The 24,315-nt window shown below is 70.6% G+C and carries 25 protein-coding genes; 16 read left to right on the top strand and 9 right to left on the bottom strand.

Annotation, left to right across the window (positions count from 1 at the left end; translation table 11 throughout):
* The first annotated feature begins 208 nt into the window (after window positions 1-208).
* The 9 genes from atpB to AB0C46_RS29155 all read left to right on the top strand — a co-directional run bounded on the left by atpB (window position 209) and on the right by AB0C46_RS29155 (window position 8,025).
* Window positions 209-1,003 carry a F0F1 ATP synthase subunit A gene (gene atpB, locus AB0C46_RS29195; protein ID WP_362831524.1) on the top strand — a complete coding sequence of 265 codons (795 nt, stop codon included), beginning with the start codon at window positions 209-211 and terminating at the stop codon, window positions 1,001-1,003.
* 76 nt (window positions 1,004-1,079) lie between these two features.
* Window positions 1,080-1,328, top strand: a complete 249-nt coding sequence (gene atpE / locus AB0C46_RS29190; RefSeq protein WP_362831444.1) for an ATP synthase F0 subunit C — start codon at window positions 1,080-1,082, stop codon at window positions 1,326-1,328.
* 39 nt (window positions 1,329-1,367) lie between these two features.
* Window positions 1,368-1,934, top strand: a complete 567-nt coding sequence (locus AB0C46_RS29185) for a F0F1 ATP synthase subunit B (protein ID WP_362831443.1) — start codon at window positions 1,368-1,370, stop codon at window positions 1,932-1,934.
* On the top strand, window positions 1,931-2,746 hold the full coding sequence (locus tag AB0C46_RS29180) for a F0F1 ATP synthase subunit delta (protein WP_362831442.1): 816 nt from the start codon (window positions 1,931-1,933) through the stop codon (window positions 2,744-2,746). Before AB0C46_RS29185 ends, AB0C46_RS29180 begins: the two co-directional genes overlap by 4 nt.
* A 216-nt stretch (window positions 2,747-2,962) precedes the next feature.
* Window positions 2,963-4,555: a F0F1 ATP synthase subunit alpha gene (atpA, locus tag AB0C46_RS29175; protein WP_362831441.1), complete on the top strand. Its 1,593-nt coding sequence runs from the start codon at window positions 2,963-2,965 to the stop codon at window positions 4,553-4,555.
* A 20-nt stretch (window positions 4,556-4,575) separates the two neighbouring features.
* Entirely contained in the window at window positions 4,576-5,499 is a 924-nt protein-coding gene (locus tag AB0C46_RS29170; protein WP_362831440.1) for a F0F1 ATP synthase subunit gamma, read from the top strand.
* Complete coding sequence (atpD, locus tag AB0C46_RS29165; RefSeq protein ID WP_362831439.1) at window positions 5,499-6,941, top strand: F0F1 ATP synthase subunit beta; 1,443 nt, start codon at window positions 5,499-5,501, stop codon at window positions 6,939-6,941. Before AB0C46_RS29170 ends, atpD begins: the two co-directional genes overlap by 1 nt.
* Before the next feature lie 108 nt (window positions 6,942-7,049).
* A complete protein-coding gene (locus AB0C46_RS29160; RefSeq protein WP_362831438.1) occupies window positions 7,050-7,433 on the top strand; it encodes a F0F1 ATP synthase subunit epsilon in 384 nt (127 codons plus the stop codon).
* A gap of 148 nt (window positions 7,434-7,581) precedes the next feature.
* Window positions 7,582-8,025 carry a DUF2550 domain-containing protein gene (locus AB0C46_RS29155; RefSeq protein ID WP_127153041.1) on the top strand — a complete coding sequence of 148 codons (444 nt, stop codon included), beginning with the start codon at window positions 7,582-7,584 and terminating at the stop codon, window positions 8,023-8,025.
* 207 nt (window positions 8,026-8,232) lie between these two features.
* Here the strand turns inward: AB0C46_RS29155 and AB0C46_RS29150 are convergent, their stop codons facing one another.
* Window positions 8,233-8,922 (bottom strand): response regulator transcription factor, encoded by a 690-nt coding sequence (locus tag AB0C46_RS29150; RefSeq protein WP_362831437.1) that lies wholly within the window; start codon window positions 8,920-8,922, stop codon window positions 8,233-8,235.
* Window positions 8,919-10,154, bottom strand: coding sequence for a histidine kinase (locus tag AB0C46_RS29145; protein ID WP_362831436.1), 1,236 nt, complete (start codon window positions 10,152-10,154; stop codon window positions 8,919-8,921). Before AB0C46_RS29145 ends, AB0C46_RS29150 begins: the two co-directional genes overlap by 4 nt.
* A 172-nt stretch (window positions 10,155-10,326) precedes the next feature.
* On the opposite strand from AB0C46_RS29145, the gene AB0C46_RS29140 reads away from it, so the two are divergent.
* Window positions 10,327-10,911 carry a hypothetical protein gene (locus AB0C46_RS29140; RefSeq protein WP_362831435.1) on the top strand — a complete coding sequence of 195 codons (585 nt, stop codon included), beginning with the start codon at window positions 10,327-10,329 and terminating at the stop codon, window positions 10,909-10,911.
* 22 nt (window positions 10,912-10,933) lie between these two features.
* On the opposite strand, the gene AB0C46_RS29135 is transcribed toward AB0C46_RS29140, so the two are convergent.
* From AB0C46_RS29135 to AB0C46_RS29125, 3 genes are read right to left on the bottom strand one after another with little or no spacing between them, the layout of a single operon-like run.
* On the bottom strand, window positions 10,934-11,506 hold the full coding sequence (locus tag AB0C46_RS29135) for a cob(I)yrinic acid a,c-diamide adenosyltransferase (RefSeq protein ID WP_362831434.1): 573 nt from the start codon (window positions 11,504-11,506) through the stop codon (window positions 10,934-10,936).
* A gap of 10 nt (window positions 11,507-11,516) precedes the next feature.
* A complete protein-coding gene (locus AB0C46_RS29130) occupies window positions 11,517-12,272 on the bottom strand; it encodes an ABC transporter permease (protein ID WP_362831433.1) in 756 nt (251 codons plus the stop codon).
* A 9-nt stretch (window positions 12,273-12,281) separates the two neighbouring features.
* Window positions 12,282-13,064 (bottom strand): ATP-binding cassette domain-containing protein, encoded by a 783-nt coding sequence (locus tag AB0C46_RS29125; protein WP_362831432.1) that lies wholly within the window; start codon window positions 13,062-13,064, stop codon window positions 12,282-12,284.
* Between the two features lie 80 nt (window positions 13,065-13,144).
* Here AB0C46_RS29125 and AB0C46_RS29120 point away from each other — a divergent pair, with 80 nt between their 5' ends.
* The 4 genes from AB0C46_RS29120 (at window position 13,145) to AB0C46_RS29105 (ending at window position 18,240) form a co-directional block, all read left to right on the top strand.
* Entirely contained in the window at window positions 13,145-13,786 is a 642-nt protein-coding gene (locus AB0C46_RS29120; protein ID WP_362831431.1) for a TetR/AcrR family transcriptional regulator, read from the top strand.
* A 155-nt stretch (window positions 13,787-13,941) separates the two neighbouring features.
* Window positions 13,942-14,790, top strand: coding sequence for a 3-hydroxyacyl-CoA dehydrogenase family protein (locus AB0C46_RS29115; protein ID WP_362831430.1), 849 nt, complete (start codon window positions 13,942-13,944; stop codon window positions 14,788-14,790).
* Between the two features lie 146 nt (window positions 14,791-14,936).
* Window positions 14,937-15,260 (top strand): STAS domain-containing protein, encoded by a 324-nt coding sequence (locus AB0C46_RS29110; protein WP_362831429.1) that lies wholly within the window; start codon window positions 14,937-14,939, stop codon window positions 15,258-15,260.
* 376 nt (window positions 15,261-15,636) lie between these two features.
* Entirely contained in the window at window positions 15,637-18,240 is a 2,604-nt protein-coding gene (locus AB0C46_RS29105) for an ATP-binding protein (protein ID WP_362831427.1), read from the top strand.
* A 94-nt stretch (window positions 18,241-18,334) separates the two neighbouring features.
* On the opposite strand, the gene nucS is transcribed toward AB0C46_RS29105, so the two are convergent.
* A complete protein-coding gene (gene nucS / locus AB0C46_RS29100) occupies window positions 18,335-18,997 on the bottom strand; it encodes an endonuclease NucS (RefSeq protein WP_030981938.1) in 663 nt (220 codons plus the stop codon).
* A 249-nt stretch (window positions 18,998-19,246) separates the two neighbouring features.
* Between nucS and AB0C46_RS29095 the strand changes: the two genes are divergently transcribed.
* Window positions 19,247-19,639 (top strand): SCO5389 family protein, encoded by a 393-nt coding sequence (locus tag AB0C46_RS29095; RefSeq protein WP_018087370.1) that lies wholly within the window; start codon window positions 19,247-19,249, stop codon window positions 19,637-19,639.
* Window positions 19,640-19,809: 170 nt separating this feature from the next.
* On the opposite strand, the gene AB0C46_RS29090 is transcribed toward AB0C46_RS29095, so the two are convergent.
* Window positions 19,810-20,853: an LLM class flavin-dependent oxidoreductase gene (locus tag AB0C46_RS29090; protein ID WP_362831426.1), complete on the bottom strand. Its 1,044-nt coding sequence runs from the start codon at window positions 20,851-20,853 to the stop codon at window positions 19,810-19,812.
* A gap of 187 nt (window positions 20,854-21,040) precedes the next feature.
* Between AB0C46_RS29090 and AB0C46_RS29085 the strand changes: the two genes are divergently transcribed.
* Window positions 21,041-21,358, top strand: a complete 318-nt coding sequence (locus AB0C46_RS29085; protein WP_362831424.1) for an ATP/GTP-binding protein — start codon at window positions 21,041-21,043, stop codon at window positions 21,356-21,358.
* Window positions 21,359-21,375: 17 nt separating this feature from the next.
* On the opposite strand, the gene AB0C46_RS29080 is transcribed toward AB0C46_RS29085, so the two are convergent.
* The gene (locus tag AB0C46_RS29080) at window positions 21,376-22,314 is read right to left on the bottom strand and encodes an ABC transporter permease subunit (protein WP_362831522.1); all 939 of its coding nucleotides are present in this window, start codon (window positions 22,312-22,314) and stop codon (window positions 21,376-21,378) included.
* A gap of 500 nt (window positions 22,315-22,814) precedes the next feature.
* A complete protein-coding gene (locus AB0C46_RS29075) occupies window positions 22,815-24,056 on the bottom strand; it encodes an ABC transporter ATP-binding protein (protein WP_362831423.1) in 1,242 nt (413 codons plus the stop codon).
* Window positions 24,057-24,315: the final 259 nt, after the last annotated feature.

Here is a 24,315-nt window from a genome sequence, read left to right as displayed (position 1 = left end):
CAGGCGGCTGAGCTCCCGAGTTCCACTCGATGGAACGGGCGGTTCTCGCGGCCGATGCCTGTGATGTGGCCGGGCCCAGCGCCCGCCAGCCGCCCCCTAATCCGTAAGACCAGTCCAGTGCCGCTCCGTGGCTCAACGCCGCGCCGACACAACGAGGTTGCCGTACCCATGCGCCACGCTGAAGGAGCTCGCGGTGAGTGCTGAAACGATGCTCGCCTTCGAGACCAACTGCCACATCTTTTCCGGGTGCGGCTTCCCGGCTCCCGGGCTACATTCGTTTGTCTTCAAGCCGCTGTTCACCATCAACGGCTTCGAGTTCAACAAGGTCATGCTGCTGGCACTGCTCAGCACCGTCGTGGTCGTGTGGTTCTTCTGGGCGGCGTTCGGCAAGGCCAAGGTGGTCCCGGGCAAGCTGCAGATGATCGGCGAAGCGGGCTATGACTTCGTACGCCGCGGGATCGTCTATGACGCTCTCGGGAAGAAGGAGGGCGAGAAGTACGTCCCCTTCATGGTCTCGCTGTTCTTCTTCGTCTGGATCATGAACATCTGGTCGATCATTCCGATCGCCCAGTTCCCGGTGACGTCGATCATCGCGTTCCCCGCAGGTCTCGCCGCGATCGTCTACTTCACGTGGATGTTCCTGACGTTCAAGAAGCAGGGCTTCGTCGGCGCGCTGAAGAACCTGAGCGGCTACGACAAGTCGGTCGGCTGGATTCTGCCGCTGATCATGCTGCTCGAGCTGCTCCAGCACCTGATCATCCGGCCCTTCACCCACGCGGTTCGACTCTTCGCGAACATGTTCGCCGGTCACCTCCTGCTGCTGATGTTCACCATCGGCACCTGGTACCTGCTGAACGGCATCGGCATCGTCTACGCCGGCGCCTCGTTCGTGATGACCATCCTTCTGACGGCGTTCGAGCTGTTCATCCAGGCCGTGCAGGCGTACGTCTTCGTGCTCCTGACCGCGAACTACATCCAGGGCGCGCTCGCCGAGCACCACTGAGCCCCCGCTTTCCCAGCCCCTATAGACGCCCGGTGGCCAACCCCCACCGGTCCGTGAAAGAGAAGGAAGTAACGGCATGTCCGCTGCTCTCGAGAGTGTCAACCTGGCCGCCGGCGTCACCGGCAACCTCGGCTCGATCGGTTACGGTCTCGCCGCGATCGGCCCCGGCGTCGGCGTCGGCATCATCTTCGGTAACGGCACCCAGGCCCTGGCCCGTCAGCCCGAGGCTGCCGGCCTGATCCGCACCAACCAGATCATGGGTTTCGCCTTCTGTGAGGCGCTCGCCCTGATCGGCATCGTCATGGGCTTCCTCTTCAGGACCTGACGGACCGCTTCAACCCCCTGACAGACGGAAGGCACTGATGTGAAGCCCCTGGTGAACATGGCGACGGAGGTTCCTCAGAACCCCCTGATCCCGCCGATTCCAGAGCTGGTCATCGGCCTGATCGCTTTCTTCATCGTCTTCGGCTTCCTGGCCAAGAAGCTCCTCCCGAACATCAACAAGGTTCTGGAAGAGCGCCGGACGCTCATCGAAGGCCGCATGGAGGAAGCCGAGGCGAATCAGGCCGAGGCTCAGCAGGTGCTCGCGGACTACCGTGCGCAGCTGGCCGACGCCCGCCACGAGGCCGCGCGCCTGCGCCAGGAGGCGCAGGAGCAGGGCGCGACGCTCATCGCTGAGATGCGTGCCGAGGGCCAGCGGCAGCGTGAGGAGATCATTGCTGCCGGTCACGCCCAGATCGAGGCGGACCGTAAGCAGGCTGCGCAGGCGCTGCGCCAGGACGTGGGCAAGCTCGCCGTCGACCTGGCCGGCAAGCTCGTCGGCGAGTCCCTCGAGGACCACGCCCGGCAGAGCCGGACCATCGACCGCTTCCTCGACGACGTCGAGGCCAAGGCGGCGTCGGACGCGACGAAGGCTGAGGCCGGACGATGAACGGAGCGAGCCGCGAGGCACTCGCCTCCGCACGCGAGCAGTTCAACGCGCTGACGGACGACACGTCCGTCGACGCCGCGAAGCTCGCCGAGGAGCTGGCTGCCGTCACCGCTCTGCTCGACCGCGAGGTGTCGCTGCGTCGGGTCCTGACCGACCCGGCGCAGGCCGCCGAGGCGCGTGCCGAACTGGCCGGGCGGCTGCTCGGCAACCAGGTGGGCGGCCCGGCCGTCGACCTGGTGTCCGGTATGGTCCGCGCCCGCTGGTCGCGCTCGCGTGACCTGACGGACGCGCTCGAGGAGCTGGACTACAGCGCCGACCTGGTCGCCGCGCAGCGGGCCGGCCAGCTCGACGACGTCGAGGACGAGGTCTTCCGGTTCGGCCGGATCGTCAGCTCCAACAGCGAGCTGCGCGGTGCACTGACCGACCGGAACGCGACGGTCGCGGCCAAGACGGAGCTGCTGCGTGCGCTGCTGGGCGGCCGGGCCAACCCGGTCACCGAGCGCATCGTGATCCGTCTTGTCGTACAGCCGCGGGGCCGTAGCCTGGAAGCGGGGCTCGACGCCCTCTCCAAGCTGGCGGCGAGCCGCCGGGACCGGATGGTCGCGGTCGTCACCTCCGCGGTGCCCCTCAGTGAAGGGCAGCGGCAGCGCCTGGGCGCTTCCCTGGCGCAGCTGTACGGACGGCAGGTCCACCTGAACCTCGACGTGGACCCCGAGGTCCTCGGCGGAGTCCAGGTCCGGATCGGCGACGAGGTCATCAACGGGACCATCGCGGAGCGCCTCGACGAGGCGGCCCGGCGGATGGCCGGCTGACCCAGCCACACCAACTCAAGAGCTGCACAACCGGCGGCCAGGCGCCGGACCAGCCGGCCGGACCACGAGGTCCGGCTGCGGTCCGGAAGAAGCCCCGGGGACCAGCACAAGCATGACGGCGGCCCGAGTTGGGCCGTAAGCGGAAACCCCCCGGGGGACAGACCCCCGGACACCCGCAAGTAACTTCGGGCCCAACAAGGAGAGCAGGGAACCCAGATGGCGGAGCTCACGATCCGGCCGGAGGAGATCCGGGACGCGCTGGAGAACTTCGTCCAGGCGTACAAGCCGGACGCGGCCTCGCGCGAGGAGGTCGGCACGGTAAGCGAGGCCGGAGACGGCATCGCGAAGGTCGAGGGCCTTCCCTCGGCAATGGCGAACGAGCTGCTGAAGTTCGAGGACGGCACGCTCGGTCTTGCGCTGAACCTGGAAGAGCGCGAGATCGGTGCGGTGATCCTCGGTGAGTTCAGCGGCATCGAGGAGGGCCAGCCGGTGCAGCGCACCGGTGAGGTGCTCTCGGTCGCCGTGGGCGAGGGCTACCTCGGCCGCGTCGTCGACCCGCTGGGCAACCCGATCGACGGCCTCGGCGAGATCGAGTCCGAGGGCCGCCGCGCCCTGGAGCTGCAGGCCCCGGGCGTCATGGTCCGTAAGTCGGTCCACGAGCCCATGGAGACCGGCTACAAGGCCGTCGACTCCATGGTGCCGATCGGCCGTGGCCAGCGTCAGCTGATCATTGGTGACCGCCAGACCGGCAAGACCGCCCTGGCCGTCGACACGATCATCAACCAGCGCGACAACTGGCGCACCGGCGACCCGAAGAAGCAGGTCCGCTGCATCTACGTCGCCATCGGCCAGAAGGGCTCCACCATCGCGTCCGTGCGCGGTGCGCTGGAGGAGGCCGGCGCCCTGGAGTACACCACCATCGTCGCCGCCCCGGCGTCCGACCCGGCGGGCTTCAAGTACCTGGCGCCCTACACCGGCTCGGCCATCGGCCAGCACTGGATGTACCAGGGCAAGCACGTCCTGATCATCTTCGATGACCTTTCGAAGCAGGCCGACGCCTACCGCGCCGTGTCCCTGCTGCTGCGCCGTCCGCCGGGCCGTGAGGCCTACCCGGGCGACGTCTTCTACCTGCACTCGCGTCTGCTGGAGCGCTGCGCCAAGCTCTCCGACGAGATGGGCGCCGGCTCGATGACCGGTCTCCCGATCGTCGAGACCAAGGCGAACGACGTGTCGGCGTTCATTCCGACCAACGTCATCTCCATCACCGACGGCCAGTGCTTCCTGGAGTCGGACCTCTTCAACGCGAACCAGCGTCCCGCGCTGAACGTCGGTATCTCCGTCTCCCGTGTCGGTGGTTCCGCCCAGCACAAGGCGATGCGGCAGGTCTCCGGCCGACTGCGTGTGGACCTCGCCCAGTACCGCGAGCTGGAGGCGTTCGCCGCCTTCGGTTCCGACCTGGACGCGGCCTCCAAGCAGCAGCTGGAGCGCGGTAAGCGCATGACCGAGCTCCTCAAGCAGCCGCAGTACTCCCCGTACGCGACCGAGGACCAGGTCGTCTCCATCTGGGCCGGCACCAACGGCAAGATGGACGACGTGCCGGTGGAGGACATCCGCCGCTTCGAGCGGGAGCTCCTCGACCACCTGCACCGGGAGAAGAAGGACCTGCTGACCAGCATCCGCGAGGGCGCCAAGATGTCCGACGACACCATCGGCGCGATCGCCGAGGCTGTCGAAGGCTTCAAGCGGCAGTTCGAGACCTCGGACGGCAAGCTGCTCGGCGAGGACGCCCCGGCCGGCACCAGCAAGTGACGACGGAAGGGACCTGATCCATGGGAGCCAAGCTCCGGGTCTACAAGCGTCGCATCCGCTCCGTCACCGCGACCAAGAAGATCACCAAGGCGATGGAGATGATCGCCGCCTCGCGCGTCGTCAAGGCGCAGCGCCAGGTGGCGGCGTCGACGCCGTACGCGAGTGAACTGACCCGCGCGGTGACGGCGGTTGCCACGGGCTCGAACACCCAGCACCCGCTGACGACGGAGGCGGAGCAGCCCTCGCGGGCCGCACTGCTGCTCATCACGAGCGACCGCGGTCTGGCCGGCGGCTACTCCTCCAACGTCATCAAGGCCGCCGAGCAGCTCACCGAGCGGCTCAAGGCCGAGGGCAAGGAGGTCGACGCCTACATCGTCGGGCGCAAGGGTGTGTCGTACTACAGCTTCCGCGAGCGCAAGGTCGTGGAGTCGTGGACCGGTTTCACCGACAACCCGACGTACGCGGACGCCAAGGCGATCGCCGCACCGCTGATCGGCGCTGTCCAGCAGGACACCGCCGAGGGCGGGGTGGACGAACTCCACATCGTCACCACCGAGTTCATCTCGATGATGACGCAGACGGCGACCGACGACCGCCTGCTGCCGCTCAGCCTCGACAAGGCAGTGGCGGAGTCGGAGGAGACGGCCAAGGGCGAGATCCTTCCGCTGTTCGACTTCGAGCCGTCGGCCGAGGACGTTCTCGACGCCCTGCTTCCGCGGTACGTCGAGTCGCGGATCTACAACGCGCTTCTGCAGGCCGCCGCCTCCAAGCACGCCGCCACGCGTCGTGCGATGAAGTCGGCGACCGACAACGCGGAAGACCTCATCAAGTCGCTCTCGCGGCTTGCCAACGCGGCCCGACAGGCCGAAATCACCCAGGAAATCAGCGAGATCGTCGGTGGTGCCAGTGCTCTGGCCGACGCGACCGCGGGGAGTGACAAGTAATGACGACCACTGTTGAGACGGCCGCCGCCACGGGCCGCGTCGCCCGGGTCATCGGCCCGGTCGTCGACGTGGAGTTCCCCGTCGACGCCATGCCGGAGATCTACAACGCGCTGACCGTTGAGGTCGCCGACCCGGCCGAGCAGGGCAAGCTCAAGAAGCTGACCCTTGAGGTCGCCCAGCACCTGGGCGAGGGCCTGGTCCGTGCGATCTCGATGCAGCCCACCGACGGTCTGGTCCGCCAGGCCCCGGTCACCGACACCGGTACGGGGATCACCGTCCCCGTCGGCGATGTCACCAAGGGCAAGGTGTTCAACACCCTCGGCGAGATCCTGAACAAGCCGGAGGCGGCGTCCGAGGTCACCGAGCGCTGGGCCATCCACCGCAAGGCCCCGTCCTTCGACCAGCTCGAGTCCAAGACCGAGATGTTCGAGACCGGCGTCAAGGTCATCGACCTGCTGACCCCGTACGTCAAGGGCGGCAAGATCGGTCTGTTCGGTGGTGCCGGTGTCGGCAAGACCGTGCTGATCCAGGAAATGATCTACCGCGTGGCCAACAACCACGACGGTGTGTCGGTGTTCGCCGGTGTCGGCGAGCGCACCCGTGAGGGCAATGACCTCATCGAGGAAATGACGGAGTCCGGCGTCATCGACAAGACCGCGCTGGTCTTCGGTCAGATGGACGAGCCCCCGGGCACCCGTCTCCGCGTCGCCCTGGCCGGTCTGACCATGGCGGAGTACTTCCGCGATGTGCAGAAGCAGGACGTGCTCTTCTTCATCGACAACATCTTCCGGTACACCCAGGCGGGTTCCGAGGTGTCGACCCTGCTCGGCCGGATGCCCTCCGCGGTGGGTTACCAGCCGAACCTGGCCGACGAGATGGGTCTGCTGCAGGAGCGCATCACCTCGACCCGTGGTCACTCGATCACCTCGATGCAGGCGATCTACGTCCCCGCGGACGACCTGACCGACCCGGCGCCGGCGACCACCTTCGCCCACCTGGACGCGACGACCGTTCTGTCGCGCCCGATCTCGGAGAAGGGCATCTACCCGGCGGTCGACCCGCTGGACTCGACGTCCCGCATCCTGGACCCCCGCTACATCTCGCAGGACCACTACGACTGCGCCTCGCGCGTCAAGACGATCCTGCAGAAGTACAAGGACCTCCAGGACATCATCTCCATCCTGGGCATCGACGAGCTCGGCGAGGAAGACAAGCTCACCGTCTACCGCGCCCGTCGTATCGAGCGGTTCCTGTCGCAGAACACCCACGTGGCGAAGCAGTTCACCGGTGTCGACGGCTCGGACGTCTCGCTCGACGAGTCGATCACCGCGTTCAACGCGATCGCGGACGGCGACTACGACCACTTCCCCGAGCAGGCCTTCTTCATGTGCGGCGGCATCGAGGACCTGGAGAAGAACGCCAAGGAGCTGGGCGTCTCCTGACCCCGGCACCGGTCCCGGGGGCGGCCCTGGCCGCCCCCGGCCCGTACGACCACTAGTATTTGACCCAACATCTGCCGAGCCAGGCAGGTGGAGACCCGAGGAGCCATCGTGGCTGAGCTGCACGTCGAGTTGGTCGCCGCGGACCGTCAGGTCTGGTCCGGCGAGGCCAGCCTGGTCGTCGCGCGCACCTCGTCGGGCGACGTCGGCGTCATGCCCGGACATCAGCCGCTGCTCGGCGTGCTGCAGTCGGGCCCGGTGACGATTCGTACGACCGGCGAGAGCGGGGACGGCACCGTCGTCGCCGCGGTGCACGGCGGCTTCATCTCCTTCGCCGACAACAAGCTGTCTCTGCTCGCGGAGATTGCGGAACTGTCGGACGAGATCGATGTCCAGCGCGCGGAGCGGGCCCTGGAGCGAGCGAAGTCGGACGCTGACGCGGCCGCCGAGCGTCGCGCCGATGTCCGACTGCGTGCGGTGACGGGCGTTCACTGAGCCCCGCCACCGAAGAGATCGATCCTCAGCCGCGGGCTGCCCGGAATTCTCCGGAGCGGCCCGCGGCTGAGGCAATGCAGGTGCGTTTCCCTCCCTCGCGCCCGAACGGCGCGGGGGGAACCCCATCGAGGCGAGGAGGTCGGTCGAGATGTTCCTCGCTCTGCTTGTGAGCGGCATCGTCGTGGTGCTGGTACTGCTGGGGCTGTTCGTCTTCGGACTGCGGCGGCGGCTCATCCAGCGGTCCGGTGGCACCTTCGACTGCAGCCTGCGCTGGAACGTCCCGGAGAACGAGACCGGCGGCAAAGGCTGGATCTACGGTGTATCGCGCTACAACGGAGACCGGATCGAGTGGTTCCGGGTGTTCTCGTACGCGCCCCGGCCCCGCCACCTCCTGGAGCGCTCCGCCATTGAGGTCCTGGAGCGCCGCACCCCGCAGGGTGAGGAGGAGCTGGCGCTGCTCTCCGACTCCCTCGTGCTGGCCTGCCGGCACCGTGGCACCCGCCTGGAACTGGCGATGAGCGAGGACGCGCTCACCGGCTTCCTCGCCTGGCTGGAGGCGGCACCGCCCGGCCAACGAGTCAACGTGGCTTGAATTGGCTTTCTCGTTGGATGGGGGCGCCCCCGGACGGAGTCTGGGGGAGAGTCAACGTGGCTTGACTTGGGCGTTCTCGTTGGGTGGGGGTGCCCCCGGACGGAGTCTGGGGGAGGGGCAATGTGGCCTGAATCGGGTGTTCTCGTGGGATGGGTACCCACGGACGAAGCCCGGGGGAGGGTGAATGTGGCCTGAGCGGCGCGTTCGCTAGGGCCCGTCCACTCCCAACTCCTGTGCCAGTACGGCGGCTTGCACCCGGCTGCGCAGGTCCAGCTTGGCCAGCAGCCGGCTGACATGCGTCTTCACGGTGGCCTCCGCCATCGCCAGCCGTAGCGCGATATCGGCGTTCGACAGCCCCCGCCCCAGACATCCCAGCACCTCCAGCTCGCGCGGGGTCAGTGCGTCCAGGACCGCCCGGTCCGGTGCGGCACCGTGCCGCGCGGGCCGCCCCGCCGTCCGCGGGCTCGCGAACTCCGCGATCAGCCGCCGGGTCACCGCCGGTGCGATCAGCCCCTCGCCGGACGCCACGGTGCGCACCGCGGTCAGCAGTGATGCCGCGTCGCTGTCCTTGAGCAGAAAGCCCGCGGCCCCCGCCCGTAGCGCCCCGAAGACATATTCGTCCAGATCGAAGGTGGTCAGCACCAGCACATCCGCCAGCTGCTCGGAGACCACCTGGCGGGTGGCGGAGACCCCGTCGAGGCGGGGCATCTGGATGTCCATGAGGACGAGGGCGGGGCGCAGCTCGCGGGCGAGCCGTACCGCCTCCGCGCCGTCCTCCGCCTCCCCGACGACCTCGATGTCGGGGGCGGAGCGCAGGATGAGGACCAGACCGGCCCGTACGGCGGACTGGTCCTCGGCGACGAGAACCCGGATCGGCGGTGCGTCGGCGCCTGTCATCGTCGTACTCCCTTCCCGGCGGCGGGCAGGGCCGCCCGCACCAGCCAGACTCTGCCGGCCGGCCCGCTCTCCGGGCCGGCCTCGAAAGCTCCGCCCAGCAGGGCGGTCCGCTCGCGCATCCCGACCAGCCCGGTGCCGGAGCCGGGCGCCCGGGGGCCGGGACGGTCGGCGAACGGGCTGCGGACGGTGACGGTGAGGCCCCCGCCGCGGTCTTGGGCGAGGCGGACCCGCACCTCGCCGGGTGCGGCGTGCTTGAGGGCGTTGGTCAGGGACTCCTGGACGATGCGGTACGCGGCGAGCTCGGCCGGTGCCGGCGGTGTCGGCCCGGTCCCGGTGCCGGCCGGGCTCCGCGCGTCGTCCAGCACAAAGGCCAGTCCGCTGCTCCTGCCGCTCGTACGGGCCTGCCCGATCAGCGCTTCCAGTCCGTCGAGGGTGGGGGTCGCGGTGGGCTCCGCGCCCCCTTCGGCCGTCCTCGGGCCCCGCAACAGCCCGATCAGACGGCGCATTTCGGCCAGACCTTGGACACTGTTCTCCCGGATCACCCCGAGCGCCTCCCGGGTCGCCACGGGGTCGTCGATGGACTGCGCCGCGGTGGAGTGGATCGCGATGGCGGACAGATGGTTGGCGACCATGTCGTGCAGCTCGCGGGCCATCCGCGCCCGTTCGCCGGCCACCGCCCGGTCCCGGTCCCGCTCGGCCAGCAGCGCGATCCGCTCGGCCCGCAGCCGGGCGGCCTGTGCGGCGTCGCGGTCGTTACGGAGGATGCTGCCGGTCCAGGCCGGGGCGATGGTGATCAGTGCGATGCCGATGATGGCCATCACGACCTGCGGGTTCTGCCACACCGCGGTCAGCGTGATGGCCGCCAGGACCGTCACCAGGACGGCGTGCAGCGGGATCCGGCGGGCCACCTGCGGCGGGCCGTAGAGCACCGCCGCATAGACCACGTCCGTGAACATCAGGACGGTGGCGACCAGGGTGCCGGCGCAGAGGTCCAGCGCCAGCGCCGGCAGCGCGAGGACCAGCGCCGCCATCGGGGCCGTACGGCGCATCAGCTCCGCCACCGACATCGTGGTGAGCGAGACCAGGGTCAGTGAGGCGGGCAGCCCCAGACGCGGGGGACCGCTGTGCAGATCCAGGGTCCAGAGCAGCAGTCCGCCGAGCAGCCCGCCGCCCGCGATGAGCACATCGAAGCGGGGCGGGCGGCCGACGGCGGTGCGGGATCTGGCGGTCACCCCACCATCCAACACGGCGCCGGGGACCGTTGCCGCCATGTCCGGGTCATCCCCGTAGGGCGTGCGCTACATCGAAAGATGCAGTCCCGGATCATCGCGTGCGACGAGGTTCCGGCCGACGGCCGCTGGGAGGCTTGAGATGTTCGGTCGAGGGGCCTGAAAGGAGACAGCTGTGATCGTCGTGCTGATCGTCGCCTGCGAGGTCGGCTTCTGGGTACTGCTGGCGGTCGGTCTGGCACTGCGTTACCTGGCACGGATGCCGCGCAGCGGAGCGGCGGTGCTGCTGATGGAGCCGCTGCTGGAGCTGATCCTGCTGATCGTCTCGGCGATCGACCTGAAGAACGGGGCGCCGGCGGACTGGAAGCACGGCCTGGCCGCCGTCTACATCGGCTTCACGGTCGCCTACGGCCACTACACGATCAAGTGGGTCGACGGGCACTTCTCGCACCGCTTCGCGGGCGGCCCGCCGCCGGTCAAGGCGCCGCGCCACGGACTCGCCCGCGCCAAGCACGAGGGGAAGCTGTGGGTGCGCACGGTGGCGATGGCCGTGGTCGCCGCGGCGCTGCTGCAGATCGCGATCTGGTACGTCGGGGACGGCGGCGACACCGGCTCGCTGCATGAGTGGCAGCTCACCGCCCTGCGGATCGTCGCCCTCCACGGTGTGATCGCGCTGAGCTACCTCGTCTGGCAGAAGAAGGACCCGGACCGGACCGCCGTCACCGAGGAAGCGGCCGCACCGCAGAAGACGCTGCGCTGAGCCGTGTCGACCTGGGCCCCGGTCAGCGCTCCCCGCCCGGCACCCACAGCACGTCTCCGACCTCCTTGTTGGCCGTACGGGCCAGGATGAACAGGAGGTCGGAGAGGCGGTTGAGATAGGTGGCGGTGAGCGGATTCATCGTCTCGCCGTGCTCCTCGAAGGCCGCCCAGGTCGAGCGCTCGGCGCGGCGGACGACCGTGCACGCCTGGTGCAGCAGCGCGGCGCCGGCCGTACCGCCGGGGAGGATGAAGCTGCGCAGCTTCTCCAGCTCCGCCAGGAAGCGGTCGCAGTCCGCCTCCAGCTTGTCGATATAGCCCTGCTCGACGCGCAGCGGCGGGAATTCCGGGTTCTCCACCACCGGCGTCGACAGGTCCGCGCCGACATCGAACAGGTCGTTCTGCACCCGCAGCAGTACCGCGGCGACGTCCTCGGAGAGCGAGCCGAGCGCCAGGGCCACGCCGATCGCCGCATTGGCCTCGTTGGCGTCCGCGTACGCCGAGATCCGCGAATCGGTCTTGGCGGTACGGCTCATGTCGCCGAGGGCGGTGGTGCCCTTGTCGCCGGTGCGGGTGTAGATGCGCGTCAGATTCACCATGGGGCCGAGCCTACGCCGCGGACCTGCGGAAGGCCCGCGTGCCATAGGTCACGGACAGCGCGGCGAACGCCACCGCCACCAGCACCCCGTAGAGCATGGCCGAGGAGGCGTAGGAGCCGACGAAGGCGGCGCGCACCGCGTCCACGAGATAGCGGAACGGCATGAAGTGCGAGAGCACATCGAGCCACTTGGGCCCCAGCGCCATCGGCAGCATCAGCCCGGAGAGCAGCATCGCGGGCATGGTGATGCTGTTGATGACCGGCCCGAACTCCTGCGGGGTGTTGACCTTCAGCGCCAGCGCGTAGGACAGCGAGGCCAGCGCCACGGTCAGCACGGCGACGAACGCAAAGCCGATGAGGATGCCGGGCAGCGGGGCACGCAGTCCCATGGCCAGCGCGGCCAGCACCAGCAGTACCGCCTGGAAGGCGAACAGCAGGGCGTCCCGCAGCACCCGCCCCAGCAGCAGCGCCAGCCGGCTCACCGGCGTCACCCGCATCCGCTCCACGACCCCGTACTGCTTCTCGACGATGATGCCGAAACCGCAGAACGAGGCCCCGAACAGGGCGAGTTGGAGCAGGAGCCCGGGCACCAGCACCTGCCAGGAGCTGCCGGCCGAGGACAGCGGCAGATCGGTCAGCAGCGGGCCGAAGAAGAGCAGATACAGCAGCGGCATCAGCACACCGAAGAGCATCTGGAGCTTGGAGCGCAGCGTCTGGCGGGCGTACCGCCCGAAGATCAGCGCGGTGTCGGAAAGGAAGGGGGACAAGGGGGGCTCCTAGACGGCGACGGGGGCTTGCTCGGGGGACGTGGCACCGCGTCCGGTGAGGGCGAGGAAAGCGTCCTGGAGGGAGGCGTCGGGGGAGCCGGCGTGGGCGCGTTTGAGGGCCTGGGGGGTGCCCTCCGCGACCACCACGCCCTTGTCGACGATCACCAGCCGGTCGGCCAGTGCATCGGCCTCGTCGAGGTAGTGGGTGGTCAGGAAGACGGTGGTGCCGTGCTCGGCGCGGATCCGGCGGACCAGCTCCCACAGATCGGCGCGGCTGCCCGGGTCGAGCCCGGTGGTGGGCTCGTCGAGGAACAGCACCCGCGGGCGGTGGGTGAGGCCCATCGCGATGTCCAGCCGGCGCCGCTGGCCACCGGAGAGGGCGGCGGTCTTGCGGTCGAGCAGCCCGTGGAGTCCCAGCTCGCCGGCCAACTCCTCGGTACGGGCCAGGGCTTCGGCCTTGCCGAGGCGGTAGAGGCGGGCCTGGGTGACCAGCTCCTCGCGTACCGAGACGTGCGGGTCGACGCCGCCGGACTGGGCGACGTAACCGGCGGCGCGGCGTACGCCCGCCGGGTCGCGGACGAGGTCGCAGCCGGCGACGGTCGCGGTGCCGCCGGTGGGCGCCAGCAGGGTCGTGAGCATCCGCAGGGTGGTGGTCTTCCCGGCGCCATTGGGGCCGAGGAAGCCGAGGATCTCGCCGCGCTCGGCGGTGAGATCGATGCCGCGGACGGCCTCGACGGTGCCGCGTGGGGTGGTGAAGGTCCGGGCGAGTCCGGACGCGCTGAGGACTGGCATGCCCCCAGAAAAACAGAGGGACTTAAAAATTGCAATGGCTCCAAAATTGCACTGTGCCCATCGAGGGGTAGGGTGAGGGCATGGCAGAGGGACTCAGGGAGCGGAAGAAGCGGCAGACCCGCCAGTACATCTCGGACGTGGCCACCGGCCTCTTCCTGGCGCGGGGCTTCGATGCGGTGACCATCGCGGAGATCGCCGAGGCGGCCGAGGTCTCCGTCAACACCGTCTACAACTACTTCCCGGCCAAGGAGGACCTCTTCTTCGACCGGAGCGCGGGCCTCCTGGACCGTCTCTCGCGCTTCGTACGGGCCCGTGCGGCGGGGGAGTCCGCGGCCGCCGCCGTGCTGCGGGAGCTGCGCGAAGAGGTCGAGGCGGTCTCGCCGCGGGTCGGGCTGATGGAGGGTTACGACCAGTTCATGAGGGTGGTGCACGGGGCGCCCACCCTCAAGGCGCGCCTCTGGTACATGCAGCAGGAGATCCACCTCAACCTGGAGGAAACCCTCCGGGAGGAGACCGGCGCCGCGGCCGGCGATCCGCTGCCGGGCCTGATGGCGGGCCAGATCGGCTGGGTGCACCAGAGCCTGATGGGCTGGATCACGCACGAGATGCTCGACGGCCGCAAGCCCGCCGAGGTCTCCCGGGAGGCCCTGGCGCTGCTCGATGACATGGAAGAGCTACTGGGCGAGAAGGTCCTCAACTACGCCGTACGGACGGCCGACTGACGGCGGACTGTCCGGATCGTGCCCCGCGGGCGCACCCCGGCGGTGTGATGTCCGTCATCTGAGACGTGACGCGCATCTCTTCCCCACCAAAGGATCGCCAACGACCGCTAACGTCACCCGAGACCGTCAAATGCACAGGGTGTGAGGGGACAGCAGTGGCAAAGAAGCTCGCCGTCATCGGCGCCGGACTCATGGGATCCGGTATCGCGCAGGTCTCCGCCCAGGCGGGCTGGGACGTGGTCCTCCGCGATGTGACGGACGAGGCGCTGGCCCGGGGCAAGGGTGGCATCGAGGCCTCGTACGAGAAGTTCGTCTCCAAGGGCAAGCTGGCGGCGTCCGACGCCGAGCAGGCGCTGGCCCGCATCACCACCACGACCGATCTGGAAGCCGCCGCCGACGCCGATATCGTCGTCGAGGCCGTCTTCGAGCGGATCGAGATCAAGCGGGAGATTTTCCAGACGCTGGACAAGGTGGTCAAGGACGAGGCGGTGCTGGCCTCCAACACCTCCGCCATCCCGATCACCAAGATCGCCGCGGCCACCTCCCGCCCCGAGCGGGTCGTCGGTACGCACTTCTTCTCGCCGGTGCCGATGATGCAGCTGTGCGAGCTGGTCCGCGGTTACAAGACCAGCGACGAAACCCTCGCCACCGCCCGGCAGTTCGCCGAGTCGGTCGGCAAGACCTGTGTCGTCGTCAACCGCGATGTGGCCGGCTTCGTCACCACCCGCCTGATCTCGGCGCTGGTCGTCGAGGCCGCAAAGCTCTACGAATCCGGCGTGGCCAGCGCCGAGGACATCGACACCGCCTGCAAGTTGGGCTTCGGCCATGCGATGGGACCGCTGGCCACCGCCGATCTGACGGGCATCGACATCCTGCTGCACGCCACCGACAACATCTACACCGAGTCCCAGGACGAGAAGTTCGCCCCGCCGGAGATCATGCGTCGGATGGTCGATGCGGGCGATATCGGACGCAAGAGTGGGCAGGGCTTCTACGAGCACTGATGCCACGTCAGGCCCATCGGCCTGATGGGGTCACCCCATGGGGTGAATTCGGTATCGGTTCGCTTACAGGCGGCAACTTCGCCGCACGAGAGGCAGTCAGATCTGTAGACGTCCGGGATCACCACCCATGACATCGGGGAGCGCATATGCACATCAGGGGCGACCACGCCGAGCTGGTCGTCGGGGGCCGTCTTGACGTCCGCAGCGCGGCGGACGCCCGTACGGCCCTGCACGCCGCCGTCGACTCCGGTCAGGGCGATCTCGTGCTGGACCTGACCGAGCTGGATTCCTGGGACGCCACCGGCCTCGGCGTGATCATGGGCGCGCACCGTCGCGCCGGCCGGGTCAACCGCAGGCTGGTGCTGCGCGGAGTGCCGCCCCAGATGCAGCGCCTGCTGGTGGCCACCAGGCTGCACCGCATCCTCGCGATCGAGGGCGGCATCGAAGCGGAATCGGTTCCGCGGGTGTGAGGCACGGGCGGTACGCCGCCCGACGGCCGCACGGACGCCTCTGGGGCGATCGGGTGTGCCGGACAAAGAGTGCCGAAGAATTCCGGAATCGGCGCCGGAAATGTCGTAAACAGCGCGATACCGCGCAATCCCGGAAGTTCCGGTCAGGACCCGCCCCCGGCGGTGCGTCGGCCCGCTGCGCAGGTCTATGGTTCGGTTCCCGCCCGTATGCCATCATCCGCGGCGGGCACCGGACCAGACGCGACGGCTGAGGACGACCTGCCGGAGCCGGGGGAGTGCGGACGGCCGGAAGCGCAGTCGGCACGCCGCTCCGCACCCCTGGGCCGAGGACGCCTGGCGGAGGCGGCGCGGAACGAAGCATCTGGGAGCTTGCAGCATGGACCCGAACACTCACCGGGGACCTGAGGAGTACGGCGCGCAGGGCGGCCCTGCCGAGCCGCCGGCCCCGGCGTTCGGCGGCGCGCAGGGCGGCTCCGCCCGGCTCGCCCGTGTCGTCCGGCTCGTCTCGGGCCCCTACCTCGTCACCGTCAACCCCGTCGACGGCAGCGAAATAGAGCCCTGCCCGCCCGGAGAGCGCCCCGCCGCCCCCGGTCGGCTCGACCCGCAGGAACGCGCCGCGGCCGCGCGTGCCGCCGCGCCCCCGCTGCCGCCGGGCCCGGCCGGATCCGCCGGGCACGAGACCGTACTCGAAGAGCGCACCGAGGAGACCGAACGCCTGGTCCGGCTGCTCTCCCGCGGCCGTTCCGTCCGTGTCACCGGCCCCTCGGGCTCCGGCCGCACCCGGCTGCTGGACGCCGTCGCCGCCGCCTGCGCCGACCTCGCCCCCGACGGCGTCGTCCGGCTCTCCGGCTGCCACCGCACCTCCACCGACCTGCTGTACGCGCTGTTCGCCGCCGTCTACCGGGCCCCGCAGCACCGCCCCGACCGGGCCGACATGCTGCGCATGGTCGCCGAGATCGGCGCGATCGTCGTCCTGGACGACCTGGAATTCGGCGGCGCCGCGCTCGACGAGCTGCTCGACGCCACCCCCGAATGCGCCTTCCTGATCGCCGCCACCCCCGACGTCGCGGCCCCCAGCGCCGGCTCGCACCTCGAAGAGGTCTTCCTCGGCGGCATCGGCCGCGGCGCCTGCGGCCGGCTCCTGGAGCGTGCCGTGGACCGGCCGCTCACCGACGACGAAGAGGCCTGGGCCGCCGACCTCTGGTTCGAGTCCGAGGGCCTGCCGCTGCGGTTCGTCCAGGCCGCCGCCCTGCTGCGGCAGCACGACCGGCCGCAGGCCGAACCGGGCGCCCTCGACGACGGCTACGGCCTCTTCCCCGAGGGCGGTCAGGCCACCGCCGACCCGGCCGCCGAGGATGCCGAGCCCGCCGAGCAGCCGGAGGTGCCGCTGCCGTCCCTCGGCGAGGCCGCCGCCCCCGCCCCGCTGCTCGCCGCACGGCTGACCGAAGCCGCCCGGGAGACCCTGCGCCTCGCCGTCGCGCTCGGCGGCGAGCTGCCGCACCAGGCGCATCTGCCGGCCCTCACCCAGGACACCCACGCCGATGCTGCCCTCGGCGAGCTGCTGGCCTGCGGCCTGATCACCCCGGCCGGCGGCCACTACCGGCTCGCCGCCACCGTCCAGGACCAGCTGACGGCGGCCGGCTACGCGGACGGCGCCGCCACGCGCGCGCACACCGTCGCCCAGCACTACGCCTGGTGGGCCGGGCACCCCTCGGTGACCCCCGAGCGGGCCGCCGCCGAGTCCGATGTGGTGCTGGCCGCGATGGGCGTACTGACCGGCAGCCGGGAGAGCGGGCACGCCAGCGCGGCCGTGCTGCTCGCCCGTACGGCCGCCCCGGCGTTCGCCGCGGCGCTGCACTGGAGCGCCTGGGAACGCAGTCTGCGGCACGGCCAGGAGGCCGCGCGGCTCGCCGGTGAGGTCGCCGAGGAGGCCTACTTCCACCACGAGCTGGGCGTGCTGGCCCTGTGCACCGGAAGCCTCGACCGGGCGCGCGCCGAGCTGGAGGCGTCCATCGGGCTGCGCGGGGTGCTCTCCGACCGCAATGGCGCGGTGGCCGGCCGGCGCGCCCTGGCGCTGGTCACCGACCGTACGCGGGCCGACTCCGCGGCAGCGGCCACCACGGCCCTGCCCCAGGCGGCGGGCGCGGCCTCCGCGTCGCGGCGGGACGCACGGAAGGAACCCGCCGCCACGCCGTTCGACGCCGCGTCGACCGCCAAGCTGCGCAAGCCGCGCGCCGGTGAGACCGCGGCGACGGTCATCGCCGGGGGTGCCTCGCCGACCGCCGCGACCGCGGGCGTCCCGGCCGCGACCGGCAGCGACGCCGGGACCGCCAAGGGCGGCAGGCGGGTGTTCGGCGGGGCACGGCGCAATGTCGTGGCCGCGGGCGCCGGCGCCCTGCTGGCGGCCGTCGTCGGTACCCTCGTCACCCTTGGCGCGACCGGCGGCGACGCCCCGCACAACGACAAGGTCAGCACGGAACAGACCACGGACGACAGCGACAGCACCGAGCTGCCGGCTGAACAGCCCGCCGAGGACTCCCGCCTGCCGACCACCGGCCCCGGCACCTCCCGGCCCGGCACCCCCGGCAACACCGGCAGCCCGTCCCCGTCGACCAGCGTGCCCCCCACCAGCGGCTCGCCCACCGACCCCGGCACCGGGTCGGCGGACCCGACGACCGGCCCGACGGAGCCGACCGAGCGGCCCACCACCCCCACCGGCCGGCCGACCCGCCCCACGCACCCGCCGACGGACGAGCCGAGCGACCCGACACCGACGGACGAGCCGACCGACCCCACGCCGACGGATCCGACGCCCACCGAGGGTCCGACGGACAAGCCGACCACCCAGAGCCCGTCGCAGTCCGCCTCCGGCACCAGTCCCTCCGCGGGCGGCACCTCCGGCACCAGCCCCTCCGGAGGTGGCACCCCGTCGGACGGTACGGCCACCTCCTCCGGCACGGAGAGCGCCCCGGCCTCCTGACGGCCCGCAGGAATCAACGCGGCACGGCACAGCGCAACGGCCCGGCAGATGACCGGGCCGTTGCGCTGTGCCGCCCCTGGAGGGCCGGCAGGGGTCAGAACAGGCGGAGCTTGTCGTCCTCGATGCCGCGCAGGGCGTCGTAGTCCAGCACGACGCAGCCGATACCGCGGTCGGTGGCCAGCACCCGCGCCTGCGGCTTGATCTCCTGAGCCGCGAAGATGCCCTTCACCGGAGCCAAGTGCGGGTCGCGGTTGAGGAGTTCGAGGTAGCGGGTGAGCTGCTCGACACCGTCGATCTCACCACGTCGCTTGATCTCGACGGCGACGGTCTGGCTATCAGCGTCCCGGCACAAGATATCCACCGGGCCAATGGCAGTGGGGTATTCACGCCGAATCAGGGAGTATCCCTCGCCAAGGGTTTCGATCCGGTCCGCGAGCAGCTCCTGGAGGTGGGCCTCCACACCGTCCTTGATGAGTCCCGGGTCGACGCCGAGCTCGTGCGAGGAGTCGTGCATGACCTCCTCAAGGGTGATGATGAGCTTCTCGCCGCCCTTGTTCTCCACCGTCCACACCTCACCGTCGCCCTCCTTGAGAGTGCACGGCGGCGACATCCAGTTGAGGGGTTTGTAGGCCCGGTCGTCCGCGTGAATGGAGACGGAGCCGTCCGCCTTCACCAGGATGAGGCGAGGGGCGGAAGGGAGATGGGCGGTGAGCCGGCCCGCGTAGTCCACGGAGCAGCGGGCGATGACGAGACGCATGGGGCGTCACGCTACTCGACCGGGGGGCACCTGCGCGATTCGCCCTGGACCACGGTGCCTTTACGGGGGAAATCCCCGCACCCCCGGCGTTCGCCAATGGCCGGTTGTATGTGCAATCTCCTGGTGCGGGCCTCTTGTGCGGCATACCGTTGAAGCGGGGGGTTGTGAGGCGAACACGCTCCGTCGCAAAGCCCCTTGTCCCGTCCCTAGGCCCTGTCCGTCCCGGCGGGGCCGCGAGAGGAGAACCTCATGTCGCTCGACGTCTCACCGGCCCTCCTCGAACAGGCCGAGCGAGGCGAGGTCGACGAAGCCGCATTTGTCGACTGCGTCCGGACCTCCCTGCCCTTCGCATGGGGGATGATCAGCTCTCTGGTGGCCCAGCTGAAGGTGGACGGCGGAGAGTTCGCCGACAATCAGACGCCGCCGCCGGACGAGCAGGCGCGCGGCCAGCTGCTGCGTGCGCTGGCGAGTGACGCCATCCGTGGTTCGCTGGAGCGCCACTTCGGCGTGCGGCTCGCTTTTCAGAACTGCCACCGAGTTGCGGTCTTCCCGCTCGACCCGGCGGTGGACGACCGTCTGGCCCGCTTCACGTCCATCCGCGGTCAGCTGCTGAACCAGTCGCCCGAACTCCGCGACTGCTGAACGGAGTTGCTGCCGCTGCGCACACGGTTGTGATGCGCACCGTGCCGTGCGCCAGCGGCAGCACCACCCACAGCACGCCGACCTCCGAGTACGGCGCCACCGCACCCACCGCACGACAGGCACGGTCACCGCCCCCGGCACCCGCATACCGTCCGCCGTACCCGGACCGGTCACCCCAGCTGGGGCAGGACCTCGGTGCCCAGTCGACGCACGTTCTCCTCCGTCGCCGCGAGGTCGCCGGAGCCCTCGACGAGCAGCGCGAACCGTGTGATGCCCGTACGCTCCGAGGTCGCCGCCAGCCGGTCGGTGCACAGCTGCGGCGGGCCGACGGGATGCAGCCGGCACAGCAGCTCCGTATAGGCCAGCGGGTCACGCATCGCGCGGTAGCGGCCGTCGACCGTCACATGCGCGCCCAGGCCCTGCTGCAGCCAGCCGGGCATCGCCTTCGTGAGGGTCTCCGCCGCCGCCCTGCGGGAGTCGGCGAGCTGCACCACGCCCGCCGAGACATGCCCGGCCGCGGCCACTTCGTCGCCGTCCCGGCCGGCCTCCAGGGCGGCCGACCGCCACAGCGCGACCATCTCCGCCTTCTCCTCGTCTCCGCAGTGCATGCCCAGCAGCATCGGGAGTCCGCGCTCCGCGGCCGTCCGGACCGACGAGGGGGAGGTGCATGCCACCACCACCGGCGGGCCCGGGGGGCCGGAACCGTCCGGATCGGTCAGTGCCTCAGCCGGCCGGGGCACCACCGCCACCTCCCGGAACGCATAGCGCTCGCCCTGCGCGCCGACCCGGGGCTCCCGCAGCCAGCGCATCAGCAGATCGAGTGACTCCGGGAAGCCGTGGTCGTACGCGGCGAGCCCGGAGCCGAACACCTCCAGGTCGATCCAGGGCCCGCCCCGGCCGACGCCGAGCGTGAACCGGCCGTCGGAGGTGAGATGCAGCAGCGCCGCCTGCTCACCGAGCGCTACCGGATGCTGGGTCGGCAGCACGCTCACCGCCGTCCCGACGCCGATCCGGCGGGTCCGCCCCAGCAGCAGCGCGGCGAGCGTCACCGCATTCGGGCAGACGCCGTACGGTACGAAGTGGTGTTCCGCGAGCCAGACATCATCGAGTCCGGCCTCCTCCGCGACCTCCGCGGAGCGCACCGCGCGGTGCAGTGCTTCCCCCTGTCCCTGACCGGGGAATTGAGCGGCCAGGATGAAAGCCCCAACGCGCATCGCTCTCTGCCTCCTCGCAGCTCGACGCGACTCCCCCTTACAGGCAACAACGTGCGACACGTGCCAAGGGCACGGCCTGACGCTAAATTTCCTGATGATCGCAGAATCCTGCCGAGGGGCGTTCGCCCGTGACCGCGCCGCGTACGCTGGTGACAGCCCGTGACCCCGTAACTCTCCGAGGTGCTCTGTGTCCCCGCGTCGAAACCGCCAGCACGGCGGCGCGAAGCCCATCGACCGCATGGGCGGTGACCGCTACGGCCTGGAACGTACCGAGGAGTGGCGTGGTGAGGACTGGGTCGTCCGGCTGGTCGGGGGCGGCGGGGCGGCCAAGCACTACCGCTGCCCGGGCTGCGACCAGGAGATCCCGCCCGGGGTACCGCATGTCGTCGCCTGGCCGGAGCACGGCGATGTCGACGACCGCCGGCACTGGCACAAGGCGTGCTGGAACGCACGGGACCGCCGGAGCGCGCGGCTCCAGCGGTCCCGGAATGCGCCCCGGTACTGAGGACCGGGGGCGCGGCGTCAGACGTCGCGCTGCATGATGGCGGCGTAGGCGCCACCCAGCGCCACCGCGGTCACACCGGCGAGGATCCACACGGGAGTCCAGCCGGTCGGGCCGGTGCTGAGGAACGGGATGTCGTACAGCGTCGCGAGCGCGCTGGGCACCGAGTACTCGATCAGCGCCTTCTGGATGTCCTTGAGGCTCTCGCCCTGCAGGAACAGCGCCAGCAGCATCGGCAGCAGCACCACACCCATCATCGCGCTGATGGCACCCGCCGAGTGCCGCAGCAGCGTGCCGACGGACAGTGCCAGCAGACCGAGCAGCGCGACATAGAGACCGGCGCCGAAGGTGGCGCGCAGCCACTGGTCGCCGGTCGGCGCGGGGCCGTTGAGCATCGCGTTGTCGAGCAGGGCGACCAGGGTGGTCGCGACCGTCGTGATCACCAGGGCGAGCGCGAAGAAGACGATCGCCTTCGCGGTCAGCATCCGCACGCGGCTGGGGCAGGCGGTCAGCGTCGTACGGACCATGCCGGTGCCGTACTCGGACGAGATCGACAGCACACCCAGGGTGATCACGCACAGGCTGCCGAGCAGGACGCCGACGAAGCCGAGGCCGAGCACCGGGTCCAGCTCGCGCTCCGAGCCCGCCGCGAGGGCGGCGAGCAGGCCGATGCCGACGATCAGCAGCAGCATCACGCCCAGCGTCCAGATCGTCGAGGGCACCGAGCGGATCTTCGTCCACTCGGAGATCAGCGCATGGCCGAGGTGGGTGGGACGCACCGGGATGGGCGAGACGTAGCCGCCCGCCCCGGCGTAGGCCTGCTGCGGGTGTTGCTGGGCCGGCGGCTGCGGGGTCTGGGGTGGTGCCGGGGCCTGGGCCTGGGCCTGGGGGACCTGACCCTGAGCGGGTGCCGGGGCCTGGGCCTGGGCCTGGGCCGGTACCTGGCCCTGGAGCATCATCGTGCCCGCGTCCTTGCCCGGCCCGTGCGCCGCGAGCGGCTGCGGCTCGGGGTACGGCTGGGCCTGGAGCATCATCGTGCCGGCTTCCCTGGCCGGGGCGGGCTGCGCGGGGGCCTGGCTCTGGACCGGGGCGGGTGCCTGCCCGCCCTGCGCCGGTGCCGGGGCCTGCGGGGCCTGACCCTGAGCGGGTCCCTGGCCCTGGGCCTGGAGCATCATCGTGCCCGCTTCCTTGGCGGGCGCGGGCTGCCCGGGCGCGGGCTGGGCCTGGAGCATCATCGTGCCGGCCTCTTTGGCGGGCGCGGGCTGCTCCGGTGCCGGCTGCTGACCGGGCTGCTGCTGGGCGGGCGGCATCTGCGGCGGCAGGCCCTGCGGCTGGTGCGGTGCGGCCGGCGGGGCAGCGGGCGGCATCGGCGGCGCGGCCGGCATCGGCTGCTCCTGTGCGCCGGTGTCGTGGGGTCCGCGCTCAGGCTGCGGCTGGGGCTGCGGCTGCTGAGGGCTGGTCATCGGGCGTCCTCGTGGTGGGGCGTGGGCAGGTCGGCGGGGGCGGCGGGCTGTTGCCCGTACGGGTGAGGCGCACCGTACGGCTCGGGTCCCCCGTACGGGTGACCTTGAGCGGGTGGCGGATAGCCCGGCCCCGGAGCGGCCCCGGGCGCCTGCTGGGCATACGGGTCCTGCTGGGCGTACGGATTCGGCTGCCCCTGGCCGGGAACACCGGCCGGAACCTGGCCGGGGACCCCCGGCTGGCCGGGCGGGTACCCCGGGCCGCCCGCATACCCCTGCGGGGCGTACCCGGCGGGGGCCTCCTGGAGACCGGCCCGCGCGTCCGCCGTCGAGCGGTAGTCCACGACGCCCTGCGTCAGCTGCATGTAGGCCTCTTCCAGGGACGCCTGGTGCGGCGACAGCTCCCACAGCCGGACGTCGGCCTGGTGCGCGAGCTCGCTGATGCGGGGGAGCGGCAGCCCGGTCACCCGCAGCGCACCGTCCGGCTCGGGCGCGGTCTGCCCGCCGGCCTCACCGATCGCGGCGGTCAGCTTCTCGCGCTGCTCCGGTTCGGTGTCCGGAGTACGGACCCGGGCGAAATCGGCGGAGTTGGCCGAGATGAAGTCCTTCACGGACATATCCGCCAGCAGCTGCCCACGGCCGATCACGATCAAGTGCTCGGCGGTCAGCGCCATTTCGCTCATCAGATGCGAGGAGACAAAGACCGTACGGCCCTCGCTCGCCAGCTGCTTCATCAGATTGCGCACCCACAGGATGCCCTCGGGGTCGAGCCCGTTGACCGGCTCGTCGAAGAGCAGGACCTGGGGGTCGCCGAGCAGCGCCGAGGCGATGCCCAGCCGCTGGCCCATACCGAGCGAGAAGCCCTTGGAGCGCCGCCCCGCGACGTCCTGCAGGCCGACCACGCCGAGCACCTCGTCGACCCGGCGGGCCGGAATGCCGGACAGCTGGGCGAGCGAGAGCAGATGCTGGCGGGCGCTGCGCCCGCCATGCACGGCCTTGGCGTCGAGCAGAGCGCCCACCTGGCGGGGTGCGTTGGGGAGGCTGCGGAAGGGGCGGCCGGCGATGGTGGCACGCCCCGAGGTCGGTGCGTCCAGGCCCAGAATCATGCGCATCGTCGTGGACTTGCCGGAGCCGTTGGGCCCCAGGAAGCCGGTCACTGTGCCCGGCCGTACCTGGAACGACAGGTTGTACACGGCCGTCTTGGCGCCGTAGCGCTTCGTCAGGCCGACTGCCTCGATCATTCTCCGCCCCTCGCAAGATGGTCGGGGCAGAGGCGCCCTCGTACCCCCGTGAGGGTTAGGAGGCTATCCGGACATTGACGGTTCCCGTCAATCGCCACAGGTGACACCCCCCTCACCCACCACCTCAACCACCCGACTCCCTCCCACCACCCCACCCACTGGAGGGGCCGGACCGAAGCGGGCCGGTTACACGACGACATACGCGCATCCCCACCCACCCCCACACAAAACACCCCCCGGGGGTGGCGGGGCCGGCCGG

Origin of the sequence: Streptomyces sp. NPDC048637 (genome assembly GCF_040650675.1) — a bacterium.
In the GTDB taxonomy this organism is placed as follows: Bacteria; Actinomycetota; Actinomycetes; order Streptomycetales; family Streptomycetaceae; genus Streptomyces.
This window is presented reverse-complemented; position numbering and strand designations above follow the sequence as displayed.